14 protein-coding genes are annotated in these 15406 nt (G+C 32.0%); 4 read left to right on the forward strand and 10 right to left on the reverse strand.

The genetic code is table 11. From position 1 onward, the window contains the following. Positions 1 to 585, reverse strand: a complete 585-nt coding sequence (locus CLU81_RS17290; protein ID WP_099710948.1) for a response regulator transcription factor — start codon at positions 583 to 585, stop codon at positions 1 to 3. 30 nt (positions 586 to 615) lie between these two features. Then, positions 616 to 876, reverse strand: a complete 261-nt coding sequence (locus tag CLU81_RS17295) for a hypothetical protein (RefSeq protein ID WP_144444516.1) — start codon at positions 874 to 876, stop codon at positions 616 to 618. A gap of 160 nt (positions 877 to 1036) precedes the next feature. Between CLU81_RS17295 and CLU81_RS17300 the strand changes: the two genes are divergently transcribed. The 3 genes from CLU81_RS17300 to CLU81_RS17310 all read left to right on the forward strand — a co-directional run bounded on the left by CLU81_RS17300 (position 1037) and on the right by CLU81_RS17310 (position 7423). Continuing rightward, entirely contained in the window at positions 1037 to 1519 is a 483-nt protein-coding gene (locus CLU81_RS17300; RefSeq protein ID WP_099710950.1) for a hypothetical protein, read from the forward strand. Between the two features lie 835 nt (positions 1520 to 2354). Next, positions 2355 to 6464, forward strand: a complete 4110-nt coding sequence (locus CLU81_RS17305; RefSeq protein ID WP_158235344.1) for an MBG domain-containing protein — start codon at positions 2355 to 2357, stop codon at positions 6462 to 6464. Between the two features lie 59 nt (positions 6465 to 6523). After that, positions 6524 to 7423, forward strand: coding sequence for a PorP/SprF family type IX secretion system membrane protein (locus CLU81_RS17310; RefSeq protein WP_158235345.1), 900 nt, complete (start codon positions 6524 to 6526; stop codon positions 7421 to 7423). Between the two features lie 66 nt (positions 7424 to 7489). On the opposite strand, the gene CLU81_RS17315 is transcribed toward CLU81_RS17310, so the two are convergent. The 7 genes from CLU81_RS17315 to CLU81_RS17345 form a co-directional block, all read right to left on the reverse strand. After that, positions 7490 to 8221: a CPBP family intramembrane glutamic endopeptidase gene (locus CLU81_RS17315; RefSeq protein WP_099710953.1), complete on the reverse strand. Its 732-nt coding sequence runs from the start codon at positions 8219 to 8221 to the stop codon at positions 7490 to 7492. A 261-nt stretch (positions 8222 to 8482) separates the two neighbouring features. Continuing rightward, the gene (locus CLU81_RS17320; protein ID WP_099710954.1) at positions 8483 to 9331 is read right to left on the reverse strand and encodes an alpha/beta fold hydrolase; all 849 of its coding nucleotides are present in this window, start codon (positions 9329 to 9331) and stop codon (positions 8483 to 8485) included. A gap of 220 nt (positions 9332 to 9551) precedes the next feature. After that, on the reverse strand, positions 9552 to 10232 hold the full coding sequence (locus tag CLU81_RS17325) for a metal-dependent hydrolase (RefSeq protein WP_099710955.1): 681 nt from the start codon (positions 10230 to 10232) through the stop codon (positions 9552 to 9554). A gap of 103 nt (positions 10233 to 10335) precedes the next feature. Next, entirely contained in the window at positions 10336 to 11082 is a 747-nt protein-coding gene (locus CLU81_RS17330) for a hypothetical protein (RefSeq protein ID WP_099710956.1), read from the reverse strand. 64 nt (positions 11083 to 11146) lie between these two features. Then, the gene (locus tag CLU81_RS17335) at positions 11147 to 12019 is read right to left on the reverse strand and encodes an SAM-dependent methyltransferase (protein WP_099710957.1); all 873 of its coding nucleotides are present in this window, start codon (positions 12017 to 12019) and stop codon (positions 11147 to 11149) included. A gap of 7 nt (positions 12020 to 12026) precedes the next feature. Next, a complete protein-coding gene (locus CLU81_RS17340; protein WP_099710958.1) occupies positions 12027 to 12491 on the reverse strand; it encodes a DUF962 domain-containing protein in 465 nt (154 codons plus the stop codon). 103 nt (positions 12492 to 12594) lie between these two features. Then, positions 12595 to 13833 carry a DUF3754 domain-containing protein gene (locus CLU81_RS17345; protein WP_099710959.1) on the reverse strand — a complete coding sequence of 413 codons (1239 nt, stop codon included), beginning with the start codon at positions 13831 to 13833 and terminating at the stop codon, positions 12595 to 12597. 227 nt (positions 13834 to 14060) lie between these two features. Between CLU81_RS17345 and CLU81_RS17350 the strand changes: the two genes are divergently transcribed. Next, positions 14061 to 14420, forward strand: a complete 360-nt coding sequence (locus CLU81_RS17350) for a hypothetical protein (RefSeq protein WP_099710960.1) — start codon at positions 14061 to 14063, stop codon at positions 14418 to 14420. Between the two features lie 337 nt (positions 14421 to 14757). Here CLU81_RS17350 and CLU81_RS17355 read toward each other — a convergent pair whose 3' ends face one another. Further along, positions 14758 to 15219 carry a hypothetical protein gene (locus CLU81_RS17355; RefSeq protein ID WP_099710961.1) on the reverse strand — a complete coding sequence of 154 codons (462 nt, stop codon included), beginning with the start codon at positions 15217 to 15219 and terminating at the stop codon, positions 14758 to 14760. Positions 15220 to 15406 lie beyond the last annotated feature (187 nt).

The raw sequence follows: 15406 nt of genomic DNA on the forward strand, positions 1-15406 counted from the left end.
TTACTGGATTATTTTTTGGTTAATAGCTTTGGTAATTAATCCTGATTTTGATTTCACATTTGCCTTTTCAAATAGGTTTTGTTTATGTGTATTTAAGGTGCTTTTCGTAATTTTAAGTTGAGAAGCAATTTGTTTATCTGCTAAATCAGAGGCCATAAGGTTAACAATTTGGATTTCTCGCATTGTTAAAGATTTGCCGTCGATCGTTATTGATTTAGATCTCCATTTCAGGCATTCACAGCTATTGGAGCAAATAAAATTGTCCGATTTATTTAACTGTCCACTTTCGTTGAAATCTGCAATGTGATCAGCAGCGCCATAAATGCAAAAGGCATATTTTTCCGTGGCTTCCTCCTGAGGTAAATGTTTCAGATCTGCAAAAGCGATATCGTCACTAAGAAATTGCTGAAAGATTTGCGCTTTCTTATTTGGATCCAGTGCATTAAAGTTGAATGTCTGGCCATCCGAAACGAAAAAAGTTTGTTTTGTCGAACGATCTCCGAATATTTCCGTTCGCTTATCACCCAAACGCATTCCTGCCGGAATTTGGTGAATTTGATTTTTAATAGTAGATTTGCTTTCCATTAGTTTAATCTTTTATAGGTTAATACTTAATTAAGACCCGATGTTTCCAGCATCGGGTTTTTTTGTGCTAAAAATTTCTTTTCTCTTTTTAGAAATTTCCTTTACTTCTTCCAGTTTTTCCTGATAAATGGAAATTATAGTTTCCTCAATATCAAGGTTTGAATTGCGTCCGTTAAAAACGTGAGTGATGTAAGAGGTCCCAAAAGGTTCGCCTTTTTGATTTACGATTCCGTTTTGATTCAAACGAGCTAAAACTTCCTTAGCATAGCCAGTTTTAAATACCTTTTTCATTTTCTTTCTTTCAGTCAGTTTAATCATAGATAAGTGCTATTTTGAATTGATTTTTTTAATGTAATTTTACTACGAGGTAACTATTTAATTACTATTACAAATATATACAGAAATCTGTACAAAAAACATTTAATGTACAATTTTCTGTAAAAAATATTATATGAACGATATAACAATAAGATTTTTAGAGGTTTACGGTCATTTATCAGAGCGGGGTCAAGTGTCCAGTCCAAGCGATTTTGCCAAAAAAATTAATATAAGTACGTCTTTGATGACCGAAATTTTAAAAGGAAGAAGCAATGCAGGGATTAATCCTGTACAGAATACTGTAAAAGTATTTGAGGAAATTAATGCAGATTGGTTACTCACAGGGAAAGGAAATAAGCTTAAAAATGTAAGTGGAATGACCAAAATAACAGCAGGAAGTGAACAAAAAGAAAATGCCGAATCCAGATTGATTACAGAAAATGCAAGTTTAAAAGAAACAAATGATTTATTAAGATTTAAAATCGGCGTACTTGAAAAGGAGCTGTCCGAGGTGAAATATACACAGCGCGACCCCATTATTTATGAATCTGTGGCTAAAGCAGAATCAGAATTGATAAAGAAGAAAACTAAACAGAACGATGATGCTAAAAAATGATTCTGAAGAAGATGCTAGTATTGAAATTTACATTGGAGAAAATGATAGTGATTTAGTGGAAAGACTAAAGGAGATAATTAAGCAAACTTCCCAATAACTTCCCAATGAAATATGAAAAGTATTGAAAAAGAACGGTTTATATCGTTTAAAAATACCCCTCCGCGGTCACAAAAAAAGGCAAAATACATAAATAATGTATTTTGCCTTTTTTTATTTCCTTTTCTGAATATCTGAAGTATCACATTTTTTTGTGAGTCTTAATTCATCTTTCTTTATAGTAATCATTCGAACTTGAAGTTTACCATTAGCACCTCTTTTATCAATTTTTATTTCTTCTTTATTTCATTTATTCGATTCAATATTTCACTTTGAAATATTAAATCGAATTTTTCATATCTATATTTTAAGATTAAACTTGTTTGTATTTTTTTATAATTAAGATATTTCATATAAAAAGTCTTTATGTATCAATTTTAAAACTTTTGCAGGTCAAAACAGATCTTAATTACCCCAATATTTGAATAATAGAATAGTGTCAGCCCTTATGTTTAGCTGACTTGTCAACTTCTAGCTACAATAATTTTATAATCAAGAGATTATGCTTTTTGATGTAAAATCCTTAGGCGCTTAAAGCGTTTTTTTTCTGAGAATTTAAAATTAAATATTTAGTGAAAGGTGTGCGATTGTTTTTAATGAGTCGCATTAGTCTTTAAAGGTTGACAAAAAGAGTAAAAATAAAATAACCAAAATGAATTTAAAGTAAAAAAGTATGAAGTAGAAAATTAAGAAAAGAAATGAAAAATTTAAAACTAAAATGAATAGAAATAAAATAAAAATGAACAAAAATTTACTTATTGTATTAGCCTTCCTTTTATTTAATATAGGGTATGGACAAGGGGGGACAATTAATACAAGTGCTCCTGTTTTAGCATCAATAAATACTGTATATGGTACTGCATCGAATTCAGATAGCTTTTTAGTATCTGGGATTAATATTGATCAGAGGATTGAAGTTACACCTCCTTTAGGATTTGAAGTTAGTAGAAATGGAACTATTTTTACAGATACAGTCCTTATTAACACTCCTACCGGGGGTAGAGGAGATATTGGACCTACATTAATTTATATTCGATTAAAGGGGACAATTCCTGCAAACGTTTATGGAGGGATGTATTTCTCATTAACAAGCCCGGATGCTGATGATTTAGAAGTATTTATGTCACCAAGTACTGTAAATAAGGGTGCACTAACTATTTTGGCAGATAATAAAAGTAAGATGTATGGTAACTCAAACCCTGATCTTACTGCATCTTATTCAGGATTTGTTCTTGGGGACAATATAAATAGTTTAACAACTCCAATTAAGATTCAAACTATTGCAGATGAAACAAGTGGTGCTGGAATATATAATATCACAGTTACAGGAGGAGAATCTCCAAATTATATTATTTATGGTTATCCTGGTAAGTTGACTATTGGAAAAGCTCCTTTAACTATAACAACAAATGATGCTAGTAAGGTTTACGGATCATTGAATCCTACTTTTACAACAACTTATTTTGGTTTTGTCAATGGAGATAATGAAACAAAGTTAACTACAAAACCTACATTTGCTACTTCAGCAGATACCGCAAGTCCTGTTGGGAAATATGAAATAACAGCTAGTGGTGCAGTTTCGTCAAACTATAATATTAGTTATGGTACGACAAAAGGATTCTTAGATGTTACTCCTGCAAAATTATCTATAACGACAAATGATGGTAGTAAAGTTTACGGATCATTAAATCCTGATTTTACAGCAACTTATTTTGGTTTTGTCAATGGCGATAATGAAACGAAGTTAACTACAAAGCCTACAATTACTACTATTGCGGATACATCAAGTCCCGTAGGGAAATACGAAATAACAGCTGCTGGTGCAGTTTCACCAAACTATGAAATTAGTTATGGTACTCCAAATGGTTTCTTAACTGTTACTCCCGCAAAATTAACAATAAATACAAATGATACTAGTAAAGTTTACGGATCATCGAATCCTGATTTTACAGCAACTTATGTTGGTTTTGTCAATGGCGATAATGAAACTAAGTTAACTACAAAGCCTACAATTACTACTATTGCAGATACATCAAGTCCCGTAGGGAAATACGAAATAACAGCTGCTGGTACAGTTTCACCAAACTATGAAATTAGTTATGGTACTCCAAATGGTTTCTTAACTGTTACACCTGCAAAATTAACTATAACTACAAATGATAATAGTAAAGTTTATGGATCATTGAATCCTACTTTTACCACAACTTATGTTGGTTTTGTCAATGGAGATAATGAAACAAAGTTAACTACAAAGCCTACAATTGCTACTTCAGCAGATACCACAAGTCCAGTTGGGAAATACGAAATCATTGCTAGTGGAGCAGTTTCACCAAACTATGAGATTGTTTATGGTAATCCAAATGGTTTCTTAACTATTACTCCTGCAAAATTAACTATCACTACCAATGATGCTAGTAAAGTTTACGGATCATCGAATCCTGATTTTACAGCAACTTTTGTTGGCTTTGTCAATGGAGATAATGAAACGAAATTAACTACAAAGCCTACAATTACTACTATTGCAGATACATCAAGTCCCGTTGGGAAATATGCCATTACTGCTATTGGAGCGGTTTCTTCAAATTATGAAATTACCTATGATAATAAAGGATTTTTGACTGTTACTCCTGCAGCTTTAACTATTACCACAATTGATAATAGTAAAGTTTACGGATCAGTAAATCCAGTTTTAGCAGTAAGTTATGATGGTTTTGTTTCTGGAGAAAGTGAAGCAAATTTAACAACAAAACCTATAATCTCTACTGTAGCAGTTACAGTAAGTGTAATAGGGAAATATGCTATTACTGCTATTGGAGCGGTTTCTTCAAATTATGAAATTACCTATAACAACAAAGGTATTTTAAATGTTACTCCAGCAGCTTTAACTATTACCACAATTGATAATAGTAAAGTTTACGGATCAGTAAATCCAGTTTTAGCAGTAAGTTATGATGGTTTTGTTTCTGCGGAAAGTGAAGCAAATTTAACAACAAAACCTACAATCTCTACTGTAGCAATTACAGGAAGTGCAGTTGGGAAATATGCTATTACTGCTATTGGAGCAGTTTCTTCAAATTATGAAATTACGTATAACAACAAAGGGATCTTAAATGTTACTCCAGCAGCTTTAACTATCAAAGCAGATGATAAGAAAAAAGAACGCGGTATGGATAATCCAGTTTTAACATTAAGTTATGTTGGGTTTGTTCCAGGAGAAACTGAAGCAGATTTAACAACAAAACCTACAATTGCAACTGTAGCAGTTAAAGAAAGCCCAGCAGGAGAATATGATATCATTGTTAGTGGTGCAACTTCTTCAAACTATACTATTACTTTTGAAAAAGGTATTTTAACGGTGACAAAATCTAGTAATGCAGATTTGTCTAATATTGTTATTAGTGATGGTTCTCTGGATAAGCCATTTGATACAGATGCAAAAGGTTATAAAGTAGAGGTTCCGTATGAAATTAATTCATATGTAATCAATCCAATACCAGTTGATCCAAATGCAACGGTTGAAATGAAAATTGATGGAAAAGTTATTGATCCAACAGCTCCATTTGATTTAAAAGTAGGAGATAACGTAGTAACAATAGTTGTTACAGCTGAAGATGGAGTTACGCAAGAAACATATACAGTAGTTGTAACAAGAGAAGCAGCTCCGTTATCTAATGATTCAGGTTTAACAGATTTAGCGATTAGCAAAGGAACTTTAAGTCCAGCTTTTGCAGAAGGAACTACAGCTTATACCGATACAGTACCAAATGATGTTGCAGGAATTACTGTTACACCAATTACATCTGATCCTACAGCAACTATAACTGTAAACGGAAAACCAGTTCCAAGTGGAACAGCTTCAGAAAATCTTCCATTAGAAGTTGGTGAGAATGAAATTAAAACTGTAGTTACAGCTCAGGACGGTACAATTACTACTTACATTGTAGTTGTAACAAGAGAAGCGGCTTCGTTATCTAATGATTCAGGTTTAACAGATTTAGCGATTAGCAAAGGAACTTTAAGTCCAGCTTTTGCAGAAGGAACTACAGCTTATACCGATACAGTACCAAATGATGTTGCAGGAATTACTGTTACACCAATTACAGCTGATCCTACAGCAACAATAACTGTAAATGGAAAACCAGTTCCAAGCGGAACAGCTTCAGCAAATCTTCCATTAGAAGTTGGAGAGAATGAAATTAAAACTGTAGTTACAGCTCAGGACGGTACAATTACTACTTACACAGTAATTGTTACAAGAGAAGCAGCGCCAGCTCCTGATAATGCAGGTTTATCTGATATTGCATTAAGTGATGGTGCTTTGAGTCCTGCTTTTAATACAGACACAAAAGGTTATGAAGTGGATGTGCCAAATGAAACGAATTCAATTGTAATTACTCCAAAAACTATTGATCCAGATGCAACGGTTGTAATGACAATTGATGGAAAAGTTATTGACCCTACATCTCCAATAGATTTAAAGGTTGGCGACAATGCAGTTACAATTGTTGTTACAGCTCCTGACGGAACTACAGATACATATATTGTTATTGTAAATAGAGCAGATGCAGTATTACAACCAATTGTACCTACAAATATTATTACTCCAAACGGAGATGGTAAAAATGATAATTGGATAGTTCCGGGTCTTGATCAATATCCAAACAACTCAGTTAAAGTTTTTGATAGAGCAGCGAGATTGGTTTATTCTAAAAATAATTACAACAATGAGTGGGATGGTACTTATAAAGGATCTCCGCTTAACGAGGATACTTATTATTATTTAATTGATCTAGGAAATGGATCACCTAAACTTAAAGGATTCATTACAATTATTAGAGACAATAATTAAGGACAAAATAAATAAGAATAGTAAAATGGTTAGAGGATAACCACACAGAAATGAATACAATGAAAATAAAATCAATGAGAGCAATCTATATACAGGCAATTATGTTCCTGCTTATATTAGGAACAAACTCCGCACATGCGCAGTTAACAGAATACGAGTCCATGTATTTTCAAAATCAATATATTAACAACCCTGCAATGGCAGGGTTAGAACAAGGAATGAAATTCAATATTGGTTACCAAAGACAATGGGATGAAGTTCCGGGGAATCCCATATTAATGAATGCAACCTTCGAATACAATTCTGGAAACAGAACCGGATTGGGATTAAATGTTAATAGTGACAGAGCTGGTTTAATCAATAGAACAAGAATAATGGCGACTTATGCATATCACCTGCCAATAGGAGTTGATCAAAAAATCCATTTTGGATTGTCTGCAGGAGCAAAATTTTCTTCTATAGATTACAATAAGGTAGTAGGAAGTATGGATGATATTGCATTACAGAATTATAACGAAGGTGCAATTTTTGACGGAGATCTTGGTATTGCTTATACCACCAGATTATTAACTGTTCAGGCATCATTACCAAAACTTCATAATCTTTTTTATGAAAATGATAATGGCATTAAAAATTATGCAGATCGTTCGACCTTTTATTCAGCCGTGAGTTACAAGTTCTTATTGTCAAATGAGGATGAAAACTTAAATATTGAGCCATTGGTTGCTTATAGAGGTATTAAAGGGCATAAAGACATTTTAGATATGGGAGGAAGATTTAATTTTCCAGATTATAAGATGAACTTATCAGCTTTTTATCATACCAATAAAACAGTATCTACAGCGTTTGGAATTTCGCTTGATGATTTAGGTGTTTTTCTAGCATACTCTAAATATTTTGGTAGTTTGGGTGCTTATGCAAACAATACTTTTGAAGTTGGGTTAAATTACAAATTGTAATAGAAAAGTTTTTTTTAGAATAAAAATAGAAAGCAAAGGAATATGTAATGTACTCCTTTGCTTTTTTTATTTTATCATTTTCATTAAAGTCTGTATAAAATTAATCATGTTGTGTGATAGTATCGGAAGTAAGATACTTTTGCTCTCTATAGTTATCCAGCTCAAAATATAACCAGACACAGACGTCCATATAAACGGATAAAATTCAAACCTCAATTCAAGACCATCTGTTACACTAAATCCATGTACAAGACCAAATAATATACCTATGATTAAGACGCTTGGATTACCAAAAGTTTTGTCTTTAATTCTAATTTTGTCTTGTAAACAAGTTAATAAAAGCGCTAGAAGAATGCCTCTAAACATAATTTCTTCATCAATTCCAGGCATTGTCAATTGAAAAGCAAGAATCTCGATATTAAAATCTGTACGAGTATCGAAGTAAGAGAAAAAAGCAGTACAAATCAATATTGATGAGACTAAAATTGTTTTTAGCAAAGCCTTTTTATCTTGTTTGAAACGTAAGAAATTAAAAGGTTTTAGTTTTTGATACAATAATAAATAGGTCAATAAGCCAAAAGAAATTCCAAATAGTTTTCCAGTCCAGTTTCTTTTCCCATTTATGATCTGAAACGCTTTATATTCTAATGGAATTTTTAAAAGTATCTGATAACAAATAAAGATTAATACAAAAAGTACAATGGTTTTAATTTGATTTTTATCCTTTGCAAAAATAAAAATTAGAGGTAAAAGAAGTAAAACAGGCACAGCGCTTTCCAAAAGTATCTTTAATATCATTTCTTAAAGTTTAGGATCAAAAAGTACTAATATAGAACTAATTTTATTACAAAAAGGAATGATTATTTGATCTTGTAATTTAATGTGTATTTAAAAAAACAAAATGGAACAAAGAAGAGTACATCTTTTTTGTTCCATTTTTTTATTCAGGAGCTTTTTCCAGCCATTCACTATATCTTTAATGGCGTCCCGAGGCTTCGGGACCACCATTAAAGGATGTCGTTGCTGTCTGGGCTAAGGCATCTGTTTTCATAAGAAGTCTTATTTATTTTGAAGAAAATTATCAATATAATTAACTACTAATGTTACATGTTGATGTTGTGGAGCATGTCCTGTTTGCGGAAGTACGATAAGTTGTGCTGTAGAAAGTTTTCGGGTCAATGGATACCAATTTTCAACGGCAAAACTAATATCATGATCTCCGGAAATAATTAGAATTGGAGTTTTGGTATTTTCGAGTTTACCTTTAAAGTTTTCTTTGTCTTCAGTCAGACCAGCGCTTCCTTGAAAATAAAGTTGAAAAACATCCATTGTAGAAGGGATTTTAGAAACATCTAATCGCTGCGCAATTCGGTCATGCGATGCTTTAGCCTGTTTTTTACTTTCGTCAGAAGTAGGTTCGAAGAAAAGTACAATTTCATCATTAAAATCATTTATAGGTTTTAATGCAGCATCCAGAAAAGCTTGCTCAAGCGGAACAACTCTTTCACCCGGAGGTCCGGTTCCTAATAACACAGTTTGAGTAATTAGATCCGAATATTGCAAAGTCGCTACTTGTGCTACTAATCCGCCATAAGACCAACCAATAATGATTGTTTTTTTTATTTTAAGGAAATCGGCTAGATCTTTAACATCTTTGGCAACATCTTTTAGATCTGTTGCTAAAGTTCCGGTAGAATAACCAATTCCAGAATAATCAAAAGTAATTACTTTGTATTTTTCCGCAAGCTGATCTAAAAATAATGGATCCCAAGTATCAAGAGTTCCTCTAAACCGGTTTACCAAAATAATTGGATCTCCTTTACCGATAGAACGGTAAGCAATTTTTCGCCCTGAAACATCTGCAAATTCTGTTTTCGAATTTAAGGCATTAATGGATTGTGCATTCATAATGGATAAATTTAAAATTAGCATCAAAAAAATAAATGAGAACGTAAATGTTTTCATTGTTCTGAATTTTAGGTTCATGATAAATTCAGACAAACAATTTTAATGCCTTCGCTAAAAATATTTACGAATCTATGATTTTACATATAATGAGTTGATTTGTCTTTTCTGTTTTCTGTTTTATTTCGTTAAAGTAAATATGTTTTTAGCGAAATATAGAAAATTACAATTCGATTGTCTCACCAATTTTGGGTAAAAACAGTTTTAAATTTTCTTTTGTAAAAGCGTTCAGAGCCTTTTCATGATCCATGATAATAAAACCAAAAGTATCATAATGAACACCTAAGATTTTATCAACCTCTACAAGTTTTGAAGCTTCAATAGCTTCTTCAATGCCCATAGTTAAGCCATCGCCAATTGGGAGAACGGCAAAATCAAGTTTAGTAAATTTCGTGATAAGCTGCATATCGAGCGTCAAAGCAGTATCTCCGCTATAGTAAAAATTTCCGTCGACAGTGGTTAGTACAAATCCGCAGGCAATTCCGCCATATGAGCCATCCATAAAGCTACTTGGATGTTGCGCAATTACACATTTTACAGTTCCAAAATCAAAGTCAAATTTACCTCCGGGATTAATAGGATGTGCGTTTTCGATCCCGTTTTTAAGAAGCCAGTTATAGATTTCAAAATTTCCGAGAACTTTAGCTCCGGTATTTTTTGCGATCCTTTCAACGTCTAAAATGTGATCATAATGTGCATGTGAAACCAGAATATAATCGGCTTTTATAGTATCAACATCAACATCTTTTGCCAATTCGTTTGCAGTAATAAAAGGGTCAAAGAGAATATGTTTTCCATTGGCAAATACAGAAAAACAAGAATGCCCATAATACGTTACTTTCATAATAAATAGATTTTTAAAGGTGGTAATTATTTGTAAATTAAATAGTTAATTTGTTTTTTATCCAAAAAATATACCATTAAAAATCAGACTTCAGCAAAACTATTTATTCTTCAAAAACTTTTTGAGTATCAACAGAATTATTTTCCTGATATAATTTTTTACCAATCATGCCTTTGTCACCAAGAGCGCGTCCTTTTATCAGCCATGCAATTCCGAAAGAAAAAAGAGCAAGGGACTCAAAAATTAAAGTTGAATAAGTAAACAATTTTAAAGTTTCAGAAACAGGAACCATAACCACAAAAACAAGTATCGAATAACCGCAAAACCTGTAAATATTATTTTCATTGAGAATACTTTTCGGATCTCTCATTTCGTTTTTCTGACCAATCGTAAAAATGTTAATTGACAATAAAGCCATGATTAGAAAAAGCAAAGCTGCAAAACTATAATGAAGCCATCCGAGCCATTTTGCAGGATAGGGAATCAGAGTGTAAATTTTAACAGCAAAATCATCCGGATTCATTGGAACTAATGCTACACAAATAGCCATAATTCCAGCAATATTAGTAAGCAAATTATCGTTTTTCCAGATCGAAGCATTGCTTGTGCCTTTGTAACAAATCAAAAATAAACCTATAGCACATAGAGTTCCAGTAAAAATTTCTCTGAGATTCGTGAAATAATAATGACTTATAGAAGGTTGAAGTTGTGTTTTGAAAAAAGAAACAAAAGACAAACCAACCAAAAGTATCGGCATGCTAATTCCTAAATAACCAATTGCACGCCTAATTCTTCTGTAAGTAAAAATATCATCGCGCTCAATTTCGATTTCTGTGTTATTTATCTTCATTTCCTTTATCTATTTGTTTAATAGTGATAAAGTTATAGTTGTTTCATGTTAAAAAAAGATAGTACTATTGTTTTATTCCAAAAGCAGTTCGGTAAAATTCATAACCTTTTTCAGATCGATTAGGAAGAAATCTTTCCCGATATTCATTAGCTCCTAAATCTTCTATTAGTTTGATATCAAATTGATTTAAATAATCGGATAATTCATTGGGCAAGAAACCAAATGTCCATTGTTCTTCCAGCTCATTAAGATCTTTTAATAATTTTTCGCCACCTAAAAATGATTTCGGATTTTCGAGAATTTCTTTGTGTACGTAAGTAAAAATGACAATAGAGTTTTTGGCAAATTTTGAAATAAATTCAAAAGTGCTTTTAACAGCATCTGCAGATAAATAATTGGTAACGCCTTCCCAAATTACTGCAGTTGGGAGGCTGAAATTGATATCGTTCTGAACCGCCAGTTGATCCAGATTTTGTTGGTTGAAATCGATTTGGAGAAACTGAACGTTTTCTGGAAGCTGACCAAGACTGTTTTTATAGATTTGTATTTTAAAATTTGAAGTGTTAGGATGATCAATTTCTATAACAGGAATCGATTTTAGAAAATCAAGACGAAGCGGTCTGGTATCAAATCCCGCACCTAAAATCAGGACTTGTTTTATGCCATTTTGAATTGCATCTTGCAGTAAATCATCGATATATTTAGTTCTGGCAATTCCGGAAGAAAAAGCACCGGGAATTTTTTTTTGAATCGTATTTTGAATGTAATTTTTTACAGGAGCAAATTTAGAAAGGCGAGTAGCAAATCTTAGTTTAGAATCGAGAAAATCAATTGCATAAGGATCTGAAAATAAGCGATCATTTACGTCACGTTTTGTTTCTAAGGCGCGAAACAAAGCCATATATTGGGCTGTTCTACTTGTTTTTTCTGCTTTCATGATAAGCTTATTTTCTGGAAAACAAATTTTCTACAACCCAAGCCGGACCAATCATTAAAAATTGAAGATCTTTTAAGAAAGAAGGTTTTTTACCCTCAATATTATGTCCGTAGAATTGACCAATCCAGGCGATAACAAAAACTCCAATAGAAAAAATCCATAACGGAAATACCTGTCCGATGTAATAATTTATAACCAGACAAATTGCAGAGAAAATGGCAATTTTAATCGCCATTGAAACCGATAATCGAATATAAAAAACAAGAACAAAAAGAAGAACAACAACTGCCCAATTTTCGATAATAGGAGCATTTAGTTTTAAAGTGTTAGCAATAAAACCACTTGGAATGCTCATTAATAAACCAACTATCGAAAAAAAGATTGCAGGTACACAAACGTAATGAATCGCCTTGTTTTTTGGATTTTGATGACTTACTGCATATTCTTCAAACCATTGTTCTAATGTTCTCATTTGTTTTGATTTAGGTATACGTAAATCTAATAAAATTTCTTTTATGTTGACAAAAAGTGTGGAGAGTTTTAGTTAGTTTGATTTATTCTGATAATTCAATAAATTAAAAAATCTGTTGTTGATTATAGTTAAAAACACCATCCCATAATTCGTCAATTTTAATTAACGCCTGATCCAGCAGCAAAACTTCCCATTTTTCATTGGTTTCGATACCAAGTCCAATGTTCTTTAACTTTTCCAGCGCATTTTTTACATTAAAATCAAGATTAGTTTTCAGCTTTGTTTCAAACCAGGATTCAATTTGAGAGTCCAATTCTTCTGCAGTAAGAGGTTTGTTGCTTTTGTATAAAAAGGTATAAGCCAAAATAGTTTCCTTAAGAACTTCTTCTTCAGAAGAGTTTAAAAGAGAATAAAAAGCACCACTATTGTTTCCGAGATTCTTAAAATAAAGACTGTCGGAGAGTATTTTAGAATATTTAATTTTCTTATTTACAAAGTTGTTGTATTGGCGAAATAAATAAAGGGACAAAATTCCCAGCGCAATTAAACCTTGATTCAGCGACGTTTTACTGTTTAATAAATCAATGGCTTCACCTGTCTCATAAGCGTCATACATACTAATCAAAGCCGGAATTACTTTTGTACTTAACAATGAAATTCCACCAAAAATCCCCGGAATCCACAGCAGTAATTTATCTGTAGTTGACATTCTCGGAATTGCATTTGGAAAAATAGTTTCAATATCATTTTTAGGAACGCGCTTAAAGATTTTTAAAACAACAGATCCCGGTTCGATAGGCATTTTACCTAATTTGACTTTGTTTTGCTTTAAAAAATGAGTGTCATTATAATGCAAATAAATCATGACACGATCGTAATATTCGATTTCAATTTCTTTCTTCCAAAAGAAATATTTCTTCACTTTTTCTTTCGATTTATGATGTCCGCGAACGTATAATTCATAATCCTGAAAAGCATTAAAATCGATCGAAAGTTTTAAACCAATCAAATCAGAATCCTGAAATGCTTTATTTAAAGTTTCCTGATCAATACGAATATAATTTCCCTGCTCTAAAACCGTAAGCAATGTTTCCTTAAAAACCGAAAAATCACTTTTGCCTATAAAACCTTTTCGCTCTTTTAAACTCAAATCCGGATCAAACAAAGCATAGTTTTGCTTAAGATTTCGGTTTAAATTAAAAGCTTCATAATGAAAATAATGTTCGATAATATCAAACAGTTTTTTAAAATTATCAACTTTTTCTTGGTCTTCGGCGAAAGTGTTTATTTGTTGTTCGAGTAAGAATTCCTTATTGAAGGGAATATAATGTTCTCGTGTCATATTTTGTAGGTTCTGAGGTACTAAGGCTCAAAGATACAAGGTTTTTTTTAAGCTTAATTATATGGGTATTACATAATCATTATATAAAAACTATAGAAAGGTTCTATTGTTAATTATTTTAAATTTGAATGAAAGATTTTTCTTTACATAGCAAATCATTATCTGAAATGGAAAATATAGAAACTACAAACACGCAAAAATTCGTTAGAATACTATAGGGAATTTTTATGATTACGGCAGCAATAGGTCACTTTACTTTTCAGAGAAATGATTTTCAGGCGCAAGTTCCTAACTGGGTTCCGGTTGATAAAGATCTCGTTGTTATACTTTCCGGAATTGTAGAATTAGTGCTTGGCCTAACTCTTATGTTTTTAACGCGATATAAAGTAAAAGTTGGTATTTTTCTCGCTGTATTTTACGTGCTGGTTTTCCCTGGAAATATTGCTCAGTATTTAAACGGCACAAGCGCTCTGGGACTCGACACAGATTTATCGCGATTGATACGCTTATTTTTTCAGCCCGTTTTGATATTCTTAACCTTGTGGTCAACTGGCGCAATTACTTATTTTAAAAGTTCGAAAGTATAGATATACAAAGTTTTTTAGAGTTTTTTTTCTCTTTCGGAATTTTAAGATAAACTCTTCACAACTCATTTGAATTGTATTCTTTTATGATAAAAAAAGTGAGACTTTTAATCGATAGGATCGATTAGAAATCTCACTTTAATTGTTCCCAAAAAAAATGACTACATTTTTTATAATTTCCCTTTAGGGAAAACTATATTTTTAAAAGTAAAATTATTTAGCGCAATTTTACCACTTAATAAAGTTCTGACAATGCGTATTTATACGTGTTTTTGAAGTATTTGTAATTTTTGAAATGAAAACTTTACGAAGCAAATAGAATGATATTATTTAACTGAATTCAGTTTGTCTTTTTAAATTCAATTACTTTTTCAATAAATTGGATTAGATTTTTTCTTTCCAGTGAAAACAAAGCACTTTCCTCTTCAGTGCTTAGATATAAATCGGCAATACTTACCGCATCCATCTTATTATTAGAGTAATGATGCTCGGCATATTTTATCAGATTGTCTAAAAAAAGATCGCGCTGTCTCCCTTTTTCGAGTGTTTCTTCGTTGCCTTCTTTTATTTTGTCCATTTCTGATTCCGGTAAATCTATAGTAAGATAGGTATAGTCCACAGGAACATTTGACAGTATTTCTTTAGAAACTCTTCCCGTGCCAAGGCAATATGCACAAGGCGCAGGTGTCCATTTTAGTTCTCTGTTTAAACGTTTTATATCATCCCAATCAACGAAAGTTTTTCCTAAACATCTGGGGCATTCTAAATCTGATTTTCTAAATAGGAACTTAAAAATGGTCATTTTTACAATTATTTTAAACGATTAGTGGCGTTGCGAATATAATTATTTATGTAGGAAAAATTGTTTTGATAAAGGTTTTTTTTGAAGAAAAGATTTATGGGAGTTGTGAATTATAAGCTTTTAGAAAATTGGAACTTTTGTTTTGGAGCTTTTTAGTAGGATTTTTTGAGGAGTAGAGGAAACATTT

The organism is Flavobacterium sp. 9 (assembly GCF_002754195.1).
GTDB lineage: Bacteria > Bacteroidota > Bacteroidia > Flavobacteriales > Flavobacteriaceae > Flavobacterium.

Excerpts from the sequence above, each read along its gene's own strand:
- CLU81_RS17345 (WP_099710959.1), bottom strand. The coding sequence starts at position 13,833 with ATGACACGAGAACATTATATTCCCTTCAATAAGGAATTCTTACTCGAA.
- CLU81_RS17330 (WP_099710956.1), bottom strand. The coding sequence starts at position 11,082 with ATGAAGATAAATAACACAGAAATCGAAATTGAGCGCGATGATATTTTT.
- CLU81_RS17325 (WP_099710955.1), bottom strand. The coding sequence starts at position 10,232 with ATGAAAGTAACGTATTATGGGCATTCTTGTTTTTCTGTATTTGCCAAT.
- CLU81_RS17340 (WP_099710958.1), bottom strand. The coding sequence starts at position 12,491 with ATGAGAACATTAGAACAATGGTTTGAAGAATATGCAGTAAGTCATCAA.
- CLU81_RS17310 (WP_158235345.1), top strand. The coding sequence starts at position 6,524 with ATGAAAATAAAATCAATGAGAGCAATCTATATACAGGCAATTATGTTC.
- CLU81_RS17305 (WP_158235344.1), top strand. The coding sequence starts at position 2,355 with ATGAACAAAAATTTACTTATTGTATTAGCCTTCCTTTTATTTAATATA.
- CLU81_RS17290 (WP_099710948.1), bottom strand. The coding sequence starts at position 585 with ATGGAAAGCAAATCTACTATTAAAAATCAAATTCACCAAATTCCGGCA.
- CLU81_RS17335 (WP_099710957.1), bottom strand. The coding sequence starts at position 12,019 with ATGAAAGCAGAAAAAACAAGTAGAACAGCCCAATATATGGCTTTGTTT.
- CLU81_RS17320 (WP_099710954.1), bottom strand. The coding sequence starts at position 9,331 with ATGAATGCACAATCCATTAATGCCTTAAATTCGAAAACAGAATTTGCA.
- CLU81_RS17350 (WP_099710960.1), top strand. The coding sequence starts at position 14,061 with ATGATTACGGCAGCAATAGGTCACTTTACTTTTCAGAGAAATGATTTT.
- CLU81_RS17295 (WP_144444516.1), bottom strand. The coding sequence starts at position 876 with ATGAAAAAGGTATTTAAAACTGGCTATGCTAAGGAAGTTTTAGCTCGT.
- CLU81_RS17315 (WP_099710953.1), bottom strand. The coding sequence starts at position 8,221 with ATGATATTAAAGATACTTTTGGAAAGCGCTGTGCCTGTTTTACTTCTT.
- CLU81_RS17300 (WP_099710950.1), top strand. The coding sequence starts at position 1,037 with ATGAACGATATAACAATAAGATTTTTAGAGGTTTACGGTCATTTATCA.
- CLU81_RS17355 (WP_099710961.1), bottom strand. The coding sequence starts at position 15,219 with ATGACCATTTTTAAGTTCCTATTTAGAAAATCAGATTTAGAATGCCCC.